At 72.0% G+C, this 10,884-nt stretch carries 8 protein-coding genes and 1 riboswitch; of the genes, 5 read left to right on the plus strand and 3 right to left on the minus strand.

Features of this window, described 5'->3' with window-relative positions:
• Positions 1-389: 389 nt before the first annotated feature.
• From ACMA1D_RS31485 to ACMA1D_RS31495, 3 genes are all read left to right on the plus strand, one after another.
• Positions 390-617 (plus strand): DUF5326 family protein, encoded by a 228-nt coding sequence (locus ACMA1D_RS31485; RefSeq protein ID WP_349997610.1) that lies wholly within the window; start codon positions 390-392, stop codon positions 615-617.
• Between the two features lie 330 nt (positions 618-947).
• The gene (locus tag ACMA1D_RS31490; protein WP_414727394.1) at positions 948-1,757 is read left to right on the plus strand and encodes an IclR family transcriptional regulator; all 810 of its coding nucleotides are present in this window, start codon (positions 948-950) and stop codon (positions 1,755-1,757) included.
• Positions 1,758-1,859: 102 nt separating this feature from the next.
• Entirely contained in the window at positions 1,860-2,297 is a 438-nt protein-coding gene (locus ACMA1D_RS31495) for an SsgA family sporulation/cell division regulator (protein WP_349994084.1), read from the plus strand.
• A gap of 951 nt (positions 2,298-3,248) precedes the next feature.
• On the opposite strand, the gene ACMA1D_RS31500 is transcribed toward ACMA1D_RS31495, so the two are convergent.
• A complete protein-coding gene (locus ACMA1D_RS31500) occupies positions 3,249-4,910 on the minus strand; it encodes a YibE/F family protein (RefSeq protein ID WP_414727395.1) in 1,662 nt (553 codons plus the stop codon).
• Between the two features lie 208 nt (positions 4,911-5,118).
• Positions 5,119-5,277, plus strand: a riboswitch (TPP riboswitch).
• On the opposite strand from ACMA1D_RS31500, the gene thiC reads away from it, so the two are divergent.
• Positions 5,270-7,069, plus strand: a complete 1,800-nt coding sequence (gene thiC / locus ACMA1D_RS31505; RefSeq protein ID WP_414727396.1) for a phosphomethylpyrimidine synthase ThiC — start codon at positions 5,270-5,272, stop codon at positions 7,067-7,069. (Overlaps the previous riboswitch by 8 nt.)
• Before the next feature lie 145 nt (positions 7,070-7,214).
• Positions 7,215-8,687, plus strand: coding sequence for a VWA domain-containing protein (locus tag ACMA1D_RS31510; protein WP_414727397.1), 1,473 nt, complete (start codon positions 7,215-7,217; stop codon positions 8,685-8,687).
• A gap of 66 nt (positions 8,688-8,753) precedes the next feature.
• On the opposite strand, the gene ACMA1D_RS31515 is transcribed toward ACMA1D_RS31510, so the two are convergent.
• Positions 8,754-9,629, minus strand: coding sequence for a hypothetical protein (locus tag ACMA1D_RS31515; RefSeq protein WP_414727398.1), 876 nt, complete (start codon positions 9,627-9,629; stop codon positions 8,754-8,756).
• A 179-nt stretch (positions 9,630-9,808) separates the two neighbouring features.
• The coding region (locus tag ACMA1D_RS31520; RefSeq protein ID WP_414727399.1) for a metallophosphoesterase at positions 9,809-10,884 on the minus strand (1,076 nt) is incomplete at its 5' end.

The following is a 10,884-nucleotide window of genomic DNA, read 5'->3' on the forward strand; positions in this document are numbered from 1 at the left end:
CGCCGCGGCCCCGGGCGCCCGTCGCCCCGCCGCCAGGTCCGAGACGGCTCGCTCCGCCCCCGCGGCGTGCCGCGCAGCGCGTGCCCCGCACCTCACGCCCCGGAGCCGCGGCCCAACGCCATCAGGAATCCGCAACCACCCAACTCGCGGACCGCACAGCCCGCAGCCCGCAGGCCACACAGCCAGCAGCCTCTCGCAGCCCGCCCGGCGCGTACGTCCCGAGCGCGAGGCATGGCCGGCCGTCCCGTAGGGGACGGGTCAGGGGAGGACGGGGGCCGCCGCGGCCCCGTACGCCCCCATGCCGCTCTAGCATCGGGAGTACGAGGGGGAATCCAGCGAAGCAGCGAGATCACGGGATCGAGCGGGGCAAGTAGAAAGCAGGGTGCATCGTGGCCGCGAAGCGGATATTCCAGGGCCTTCCGTGGTGGGTGAAGTGGGTCGTCGTGCCCGTCCTCGTCATCGCGGTATTCGGCGGCCTGATCACCAGCGTTGTCGGAATCGTCGCTTGGCTGCTGTTCCGGGTCCTGCTGTTGGTCGCGGTGATCGGCGGTTTGATCTACGCCGTGCGGAAGTTCACCTCGTCATCACGGTCGGGCGCCTCGCGCGATGATTGGTAGAGGCCAGATCCTCACTGGTCCGGACCTCTTTATGGCAAATTTGTTCTCCCCCATGACATATTGCGCGGCTCTGCGCCACTAACCCAGCCTGAAGTCTTTCTTCCGGTTAGAGTGCGGAATGTTGCGGTCCGGCGCGTGCCCCGGCGGGGCGCGCGGACCGGCTGCCGCAGCGGTGGCGGGGGCGGCCCCCGCCGACGGGTCTTCCACCCGTCCGCAGCCTTGGGGGTGACTGTGGCGTCAACAGGCACGGGACCGGCGCGCCGGCCAGCACACGACCACGGGGCCAAGGCGCCGCCGCAGCAGCCGGCTGCTGAATCGGTCCGCCACCCGGTGACCAGGGCGGATGCCCGACCAGAGCCGACCCTCATCAGCTCGGTCCAGCGCGCCCTGCGCCTCCTCGAAGCGGTCGGCTGCCACCCGGACGGCGCGCCCGCCAAGCAACTCGCCAGGGAGGCGGGGTTACCCCTGCCGACCGCGTACCACCTGCTGCGCACCCTCACCCACGAGGGGTACCTGCGGCGCGACGACGGCCTGTTCCGCTACGGCGAGGCGGTCCGCAAGCTGACCGGCGGCGTGTCGACGGCGGCACCGGCGCCGCCCCCGCAGCTCTCGACGTCGGTGCCGGGCCCGCGCGGCCAAGCGGCCTGCACGGTCGCGGCGCTCGCCCGCGAACTCGACGTGGCCGTCTACTTCGCCGTCTACCGCGAAGGCGAGGTCGATGTGGTGGCCACCGCCGACGCGCCCGGGGCGCCGGTCGTCGAGGAGTGGGCGGACTTCCGGCAGACGGCGCACGCCCATGCCATCGGGCAGTGTCTGCTCTCCCAACTCGACGCGGAGGAACGCGCCGATCACTTTGCGCGCCATCCGGTGCAGGCCATCACCCCGTATTCGGTGCGGGACGAGGCGCAGTTACGGCAGCGGATCGCGATGAGGCGGCGATTTCAGCCGGTGTGTGAGCAGGAGGAATATGCGTTGGGCACAGTCTGCGCCGCCTTTCCGATCATCGCTGGTGCAACGGCGGCGACCTTGGCGGTTTCCACCCCCCTGCATCAAGTGGAACGGCTCCGGCCCGCTGTTGATTCGCTACGCTCCAGAGTCGGAGCGCTCATCAGCTCCCTGTCGTTCTCTATCAGTATCTGAAATCTCACTCCTTGTGATCCGCTGAGTGTTAGCGGACGATGGCGTCAAGAGGGCCAGGCTGGCTCAAACCTGGCCATTCCCACCGACTCGGGGCGGCGAACGATGCGTGACACAGTCCAGGCAGAGGTAACGATGACCTTCCTCGTCTCGGAGGAGCTCTCCTTCCGTATCCCGGTCGATCTCGGGTACGACAAGGCCGATCCCTATGCGGTGCAGTTCACCTTCCACCTTCCCGGCGATGCCCCCGTGAGCTGGGCTTTCGCCCGGGAGTTGCTGCTCGACGGGCTCTGTGGGCCGACCGGCGAAGGCGATGTGCACATCTGCCCGACAGGGCCCGACGAACTGTCGGACGTACTGATCCGGCTCCAAGTCGGCGTGGAGGGAGCCCTGTTCCGGGTCGGCGCGGCGCCGCTCGTGGCCTTCCTCGACCGTACGGACCGGTTGGTTCCGTTCGGCTGCGAGGAGGAGGCGAGCGATCCGGCATGCAGCCTGGACGCGGTTCTTGACCGCATCTTGGCCGAGGATCGCTACGCAGGGTGAGCCCAAGGGGCGCTCACGGCGCGTTGCCTGGACGTTTTTGCACAGTGCTCCGCGAATGCGCCCCCTCGGCGCCGAAAGCGCTGCCCAAGCATGTACGGCCCGTGCGGTGATCCGCCGGGGTACCGCTTGCGCTTGCCAACTCCCTTGGTGCAGCGACCCCTTCTGGGACAGGTCTACGCGCGTGCGGGCGTGGCTGGGTGTGGAGCCGGTGAGGGTGCGCCGGGGCGTACGGGCGCGGCGCGGGCCGGCTCGTACGGGCGCGGCGCGGTCTGGCTCGTGCGGCGTGGGACGGGTCGAACGGCGTGGGGCTGGCGGCCGGCCGTTGCGGTGGGCCGGTGTTGCGGCAGGCGGTGCGAGGCCCGCCGGCCCCGGTATTCCGCCGGCACGGTAAGTCCGCGGGCTCCCGCGCGACCGCCGGGGTTCGTGGCGACTTGATGGGCAACGGCCTCTCGTACGGGCCGTGTTGACGCTACGAGGTGGGCGAGCACAGGCGGTTGGCGGCCCGCACGGCCCCGGGGGTTTGCCGGCGCGGTGGTCGCTGACGCGCGCTCGCGCGGACGTGGCACACGCCAGCTTGCGGGTGCGGCACCCGTCCGCGGGGGCTCGCCCGGGCGCGCCGACACCGGTGGCACACAGGCGCATTGGCTGGGGGCACCCGCGCGCGGGCTACCCGCGGGCGCCGCCACCCTCCAGCCACTTCGCGACGGCTGCCGCACCGCTCACGAGCCGCCGCTGCCGCAACGGTCACTTCCGTACGGCGGCCGGCCCGCCCCGGGGTCCGGCTTCCGCCCAAGCGGTCCGGCTTCCGCCCCGCGGCCGGTCCGTCCCGCGGTCCGCGCCGCCCGCGGCCCGTACGGTGGCTGGCTCCTACCGCCCCGCGGTCTGAGCCGCGACCGCCCCCCGACCTGCCTCCGACCGCACCGCGACCCGTCTGGCAGCGCCCCCGATCGGCTACTTGGCCCTGCGCCGCCGGCCCTTGCCCCGCCCCGGCAGCGCCGCGGCGCGCCCGCCGGCGCCGGCCGTTCCGCCGCCGCTGATGGTGCCGCCACCGACCGCTCCGCCCCCGCCACCTGCGGGGCCGGCCTGTGGGGCGACGGTTCCGGCCGCCGCACCGCCGGCCGCGGGGATGCTCGCCGGTGTGCGGTCCGCCGAGACGACCAGCGCGGCGAGCGCCGTGGTGACCGGCACCGAGACCACAAGACCGATGCTGCCGACCAGCGTCCGTACGATCTCCTCGGCGACGAGTTCGCTGGTCGCCACGGTGCTGATGCCGCTGTCGGCGATCGAGAACAGCAGCAGCAGCGGCAGTGCGGCGCCCGCGTAGGCGAGGACCAGCGTGTTGACCACCGAGGCGATGTGGTCGCGCCCGATCCGCATGGCCGACGCGTACAACGTGCGCCAAGACGCCGTCGGGTCGGCCTCCTTGAGCTCCCACACCGCCGAGGTCTGGGTGACCGTCACGTCGTCGAGCACCCCGAGCGAGCCGATGATGATGCCGGCCAGCAGCAGCCCCTGGATCTCGATCTTCGGGTAGAGGGCGTGCACCAGGCCGGTCTGGTCGTCGGTGTTGCCGGTCAGATGGGCCCAGTCGATGAAGAGCGAACCGAGCAGGCCGATCAGCAACAGCGAGATCAGCGTGCCCACCACCGCGACCGAGGTTCTGGCGGTGAGCCCGTGACAGGTGTACAGCGCGATCAACATGATGGCGCTGCCCCCGATCACGGCCACCACCAGGGGATTCGAGCCTTGCAGGATGGCGGGCAGGATGAACAGCGTCAGCACGCCGAAGCTGATCGCGAGCGCAACGAGCGCAAAGACCCCGCGCAGCCGTCCGACCGCGACCACCACCAGCGCGAAGAGCCCGGCCAACAGCGTCATCGGGAGCTTGCGGTCGACGTCGGAGACCGAGTACTGGAGGTTTTCCGGCGCCTTGGGCGCGTACGCGAGGAGGAGTTTCTGGCCTTCCTCGTACCGTCGGGACGCGCTGGGTTGGACGATCTCGGTGAACTTCCGGCCCTTGTCCTTGCCCGAGGTGACCTCGATCGTCGCCTTCTCGCAGGTGTCGTCGCCGGCCGTGGCCCCGCCGGGCGGGCCCCCCGACTCGCCCGGCCCCTCGCCCGGCTCGCCGCCCGGGGGAGGCTGCTGCGCCGACGGCTGGGCACCCACCTCCGCGCACCGCACCTTGTCGATCTGCACCACGCGCCCGGACTCGGTCTGCCGGTCGAACCCGAGCCCCGCACTGTTGGCGTGGTCCGGGGCGCCGCCAGGCCACAGCACGATCAACCCCACCATGACCGCGACGCTGAACGGGATCAGCACCGCCGCGATCACCTTGCGCAGCCGCCGCGAGACGGGGGTGGCCGGGCCGTGGTGGTGGCTGTGCCCGTGGCTGTGGTGGTGCGCGTGGCCGGCCGCCGGGGCCGCCCCCGGGCCGGGTCCGGAGCCGACGCCACCTCCGCCGAACCCGCCCGCGCCCCCGCCGCCTTCGCCCCACGCGCCGTTGCTATCGCCAACAACGCCGCGGACAGCACCACCGCCAACGCCGTCGCTGCGGTCCGCGCCACCGCCGGCGGGCGGGCCTGTGGGCGGACCCGCGGGCGGGCCCCCGGGCATCGGCGGTGCCGGAGGCGCGGGCCGGGACGGTGGCGCGGGGAGGCCGGGGCCACGCGGTGGAGGGCCAGCGGCGGGTGACGGGACGTGGGGCTGCGGCCCGGCGTGGGGGCCCGGCCGCCGCTGGGGGCCCGGCTCGGTCGGAGTCATGCACCGATCATCGCAAGGCCCTCTGGCCCAATCCGCCGGGGAACCGTTAGCGTGATGGCACCTTTGCACACGCGGGAGCTCGGAGCACCGGGCTGAGAGGGCGCTGACCTCCATACGGGACGACCGGCCGACGCCGGTGGGACACCGAAGGAAACGGCTGCGTCGACCGCCGAACCTGTTACCGGGTAATGCCGGCGTAGGGAGTAGGTCTCATGACCTTTCAGGACGCACGCACGCCTGCCTCCGTGGCGGCGACGGACACCGACGGCGAGCAGCCGCGCAGCATCGGATGGCACAAGGGCTACCTCCAGGGCTCGCGGCCCGACCTCCAGGTGCCCGTGCGGCGGGTACACCTCACCAACGGCCGGGACGTCACGCTGTACGACACCTCGGGCCCGTACACCGATCCGCAGATCGACACCGACGTGCGGCGCGGGCTGCCGCCGCTGCGCGAGAACTGGATCATCGGCCGCGGTGACACCGAGGAGTACGCGGGCCGTCCGCTGCGCCCGGAGGACGACGGCGTCAAGCACACCTCGCCGCGCGGCGGCCTCAAGAACCTCGACGCGGTCTTCCCCGGCCGCCCCCGCCAGCCGCGCCGGGGCCGCGAGGGACAGGCCGTCACGCAACTCGCGTACGCCCGCCGCGGCGAGATCACACCGGAGATGGAGTACGTCGCGCTGCGCGAGAACGTGGCGCCCGAGGTGATCCGCGAGGAGATCGCCGCAGGTCGCGCCGTGCTGCCGGCCAACGTCAACCACCCCGAGATCGAGCCGATGATCATCGGCAAGCGGTTCCTGGTGAAGGTCAACGCCAACATCGGCAACTCCGCCGTCACCTCCTCCATCGAGGAGGAGGTGGAGAAGATGACCTGGGCCACCCGCTGGGGCGCCGACACGGTCATGGACCTGTCCACCGGCCGCAACATCCACACCACCCGCGAGTGGGTGCTGCGCAACTCGCCCGTCCCGATCGGCACCGTGCCGCTCTACCAGGCCCTGGAGAAGGTCGACGGCCGGGCCGAGGAGCTGAGCTGGGAGATCTACAAGGACACCGTCATCGAGCAGGCCGAACAGGGCGTCGACTACATGACGGTGCACGCCGGCGTGCTGCTGCGGTACGTGCCGCTCACCGCCCGCCGCAAGACCGGCATCGTCTCGCGCGGCGGCTCGATCATGGCCGCGTGGTGCCTGGCGCACCACAAGGAGAGCTTCCTCTACGAGAACTTCGAGGAGCTGTGCGACATCCTCGCCGCGTACGACGTGACGTTCTCGCTCGGCGACGGGCTCCGTCCGGGCTCGATCGCGGACGCCAATGACGAGGCGCAGTTCGCCGAGCTCAAGACGCTGGGCGAGCTGAACACGATCGCCAAGCGGCACCACGTGCAGACCATGATCGAGGGCCCGGGCCACGTCCCGATGCACAAGATCAAGGAGAACATCGACCTCCAGCAGGAGATCTGCGAGGAGGCGCCGTTCTACACGCTCGGCCCGCTCACCACCGACGTCGCGCCCGCGTACGACCACATCACCTCGGGCATCGGCGCCGCGATGATCGCCTGGTGGGGCACGGCGATGCTCTGCTACGTCACGCCCAAGGAGCACCTCGGGCTGCCGGACCGCGACGATGTGAAGACCGGCGTCATTACGTACAAGATCGCCGCCCACGCCGCTGACCTGGCCAAGGGCCACCCCGGCGCGCAGGATTGGGACGACGCGCTGTCGGACGCGCGCTTCGAGTTCCGCTGGGAGGACCAGTTCAACCTGGCCCTCGACCCCGACACGGCCCGCGCCTACCACGACGAGACGCTCCCGGCCGAGCCCGCCAAGACCGCACACTTCTGCTCGATGTGCGGCCCCAAGTTCTGCTCCATGAAGATCAGCAGGAGCATCACGGAACAGTTCGGCGGCGAGGAAGGCGCCAGCCCCGAACAGATCGAGGCGGGCATGTTGGAGAAGTCGAAGGAGTTCGCGGCGGCGGGGAACCGGGTGTACTTGCCGTTGGCGGAGTAGCCGCGGCGGCGGATGCGCGGGGCGTCGCCCGTACCAACGGTCGGCGCCCCCGCGCCGTTCCCGCGCCACCGGTGCGGCGCCCCCGCGCCGCCCCCACCACGCACCCCCGCGCGGAGCCACGGGCACCGCTCGGCACACTGGAGCCATGACAGCGAGTTCCCTGCGCAAGGGCGCGAACCTGCCCGTTGACGCCTCGGCCGTGCGGGTCGAGCTCAGTTGGGCCGATGGCTCCGGTGGGCCCGACATCGACGCCTCGGCGCTGTTGCTCACGGCGGCCGGGCGGGTCAGGGACGACGGTGACTTCGTCTTCTACAACCAGCCGCGACATGCGTCCGACGCCGTCGTGCACCGCGGGAAGCAGCGGGCCGCGGGGGTCCTGACGGACACCGTCGAGGTGGACTTTGGCCGGCTTGAGGCGGCCGTGGACCGGGTGTTGCTGTGCGCATCGGCCGACGGCGGCACCTTTGGCCAGGCGCCCGGCCTCACACTGCGCCTGCTGGACGGCGCGGGCGGCGGCGAACTGGCGCGCTTCGACATCGCGGCGACGACGGAGACGGCGCTGATCGGCGGCGAGCTCTACCGGCGCGCTGACCGGTGGAAGTTCCGCGCCGTCGGCCAGGGGTACGCCGCCGGGCTCGCCGGGCTCGCGACCGACTTCGGCATCACGGTCGACGACGCCCCGCCGGAGTCCACACCGGCACCATCACCCGCGCCAGCACCGGTGGCCGCGCCCGTACCACCGCCCCCGACCCCGCGCATCCCGACGCCCCCAGCCCCGCCCAAGGACGGCCGGCCCCACCCCGGGCAGGTGCCCCCGGCCTCCGCCCCGGCGCAGCACCCCGCCTCGGCCCAACACCCCGCCCCGGGCGAAGAAGCGCTCCCGGTCGACCTGCGGAAGCGGCTTTCGTTCCGTAAGGAGCAGGTGCGGATCAGTTTGGAGAAGCAGGGCGCTGCCGGGCTCACCGCACGCGTCATTCTCGTACTGGACGCTTCGGGATCGATGTCCTTCCTGTATTCCAAGGGCGTGGTCTCCGACGTCGTGGAGCGAATGGCAGCGGTCGCTGCCCAACTCGACGACGACGGCACGATGCAGGCATGGACGTTCGCTACGAACGCGGCCCGTCTCCCCGATCTCGCGGTGGGTGAACTCCCGCACTGGCTCTCCCTGCACGTACGCGTCGGTGAGGCGAGCCTCTTCCGCCGCAGGAAGCCGCGCAAGGGCCTCAAGGACGGCCAACTCGATATGCGGGACATCGGCATCCAAAACGAGGAACAGAAGGCGATCGCGCAGGTCAGGACGTACGTACGGGAGAATCCCTGCGAGGCCCCGACGCTGGTGCTGTTCTTCTCCGACGGCGGCGTCTACCGCAATGCCGAGATCGAACGGGAATTGCGGGCTGCCGTGCCCGAGCCCATCTTCTGGCAGTTCGTGGGATTGGGCAGGTCCCGTTACGGGGTGTTGGAGCGCTTCGACACGTTGCCCGGCCGCCGGGTCGACAACGTCGGTTTCTTCGCCGTCGACGACATCGCCACCGTCCCCGATCAGGAACTCTACGACCGCCTTCTCTCCGAATTCCCCTCCTGGGTCAGGGCCGCGGGCCAGGCGGGCATTCTCTGACCCGGGCGCCATGCCCAACGCCGTGCCCTTCGCATTCGGCTTCTTACGGCTGTGCCCTTCCCTCCGCTATCCGGCCCTGTGGTCCTGCCCGCCGAATTCCGGACTGGTGAAGTCGGGGCTGCTGTACCGCGGCCCGGGCCTGACGTCGGTCCTGCCGTCCCCGGGGCTGGTGAAGCCGGGGCGGCTGTAGCCGAGGTGCGGGGTGCGGCCGGCGGGGCCCGGGCGGGCGGCCCGCGGCGCCGGGGCGGGCGCGGGTTCCGGGGCGGTGTCGCGGTCGGCGTTGGCCAACGCCTGCTGGACGAAGGGCAGTACGCCCCGCTCCAGCAGGGCCAGGTGCCACGCCTCGCGGGCCCGGGCCACCTCGTCGGCCGAGGCCGGGGAGCGCCGTCCGCGCCCGGTGCCGCCGTTGCGCACGGCCGTGACCAGCAGGGCGGTCGCGGCGATGAGGATGCCGACGGCCGCGCAGACCGCGAACACCCAGCCCGCGGTGACCAGCGGTGCACCGAGGGCCGCGTCCGGTGCGAAGACCCGGAGCAGGGCGCCGACCACGAGGAAGATCACGGCGGCCGAGCCGGCCAGCGCCGGTGCCAGAACCGCCAGCATCGCGACGACGCCGGCCCCCGAGCGGCCGGTGACGTCCCCCATCGCCGCGCCGAGCGAGGCCGCGGCCCGACCCTGGGCGCCCTGCTTCCCCGCGGGGTCGCCGGGCGGGCGCGCGGCGGCGCGTACCTGGACGTAACGGTCGTATTCCACCGCCGCGCAGGCCGTGATCGAGGCCGCGGCCCCCAGGGCCATCGTGCGCAGTTGGTGACTGCTCAGCCGCTGGGGCGCGCCGGTCGGGTCGTCCGGCCGGTGTTCTGCCGTGTGCAGCGCCGCGTCGAGAACGTGCTCGAAGTCCGGGCGGTCCTCGGTGAGCAGGTGTGGAGCGCTGTTCATGTGCATCCCCCGATGCTCCGTGCCCCTGAAACCGGCTCCACCGGTCACGGGCGGAAAAGGAGGAGAGCCTGCTACGGATGAGCCGATGGTAGGGCCGACTTGCCGCGGGGTGACAGGGTGCTACCGGAGATTTCGCCCCGCGCGAGTGGAACTCCTATGTGCCCGCGTACCCGTAGGTTGAATCCTCAATCGTGCAGGGGGAACTCGACGACCAACAGCTTCCCGGCCATGGTGACGCCGCCGTCCATGGCAATGGCCAGGTCATCGGCGTAGACGTGGGGCCCGCTGACCACCGGCGGCCCTTCGCCGCCGTCGGCGTCCTCGGTGCCCACCTCGCCCAGCAGGTACGGGATCGGGCTGTGGCCGTGCACCAGGCGCTCGCCGCCGTACGCGTCCAGAAGTTCGCGCGCGGCGACCGCACCGGCCTCGTCCCGGAAGGCGAAGCGCTTGGTGAACTTCCGGAACAGGTCCCAGCACTCGTCCGCGTCGCCCCGCTGGAGCGTCTCGGTGACGGTGTCGTTGACGGCCTCGATCGAGTCGCCGTACTCCAGGTAGGCGGTGGTGTCCGAGTGGACCAACAGGTGGCCGTCTTCTTCGACCATGGCGTCGAGCCGGGACATCCACTGCACGTGGTGGTCCTGGAGCCGCTCCATGTCGGTCCGCTGACCGCCGTTGAGCAGCCAGGCGGCCTGGAAGGACGCGGTGCCGGCACCGGACTGCACGGGGGTGTCGCCGAACCGCTTGGCCCCGATCAGCAGCAGCTCGTGATTGCCCATCAGCGCCTTGCAGTAGCCACCGGCGGCGGCTGCCTGCGCGGAGAGCTGCATCACGAGATCGATCACGCCGACACCGTCCGGGCCGCGGTCGGTGAAGTCGCCGAGGAACCACAGCCGGGTGTTGCCGGCCGACCAGTTGCCCTCGGCGTCGATCAGCCCCTGCTCACCGAGCGCGGCGCGCAGCTCGTCGAGGTAGCCGTGGACGTCGCCGACGACGAAGAGCGGGCCGGGACCGTCCCGCTCGGGACGCGCCGCGGCGGCCGGCTCGGGCTCGCCGGCGTCCGCGAAGCCGGCCGTGGAGAGGTCGGCGATGGTGCTGCCAGGACCGACCCCGCGCGCGATGACGGGCAGGTCGCGCTCGGTGGGGGTGTACTCGGGGTCGCCGTGCGGCGGCGGGGCGGCGGGGCTGGCGTGCTCGCCCCGGCCGAGGCCGCCGGCGGGCGCGCCCGCGGGGGCTGCCGTGCCGCCGGCGCCCGGACCTGTGC

This window comes from Streptomyces sp. 796.1 (genome assembly GCF_047525675.1).
Lineage (GTDB): Bacteria > Actinomycetota > Actinomycetes > Streptomycetales > Streptomycetaceae > Streptomyces.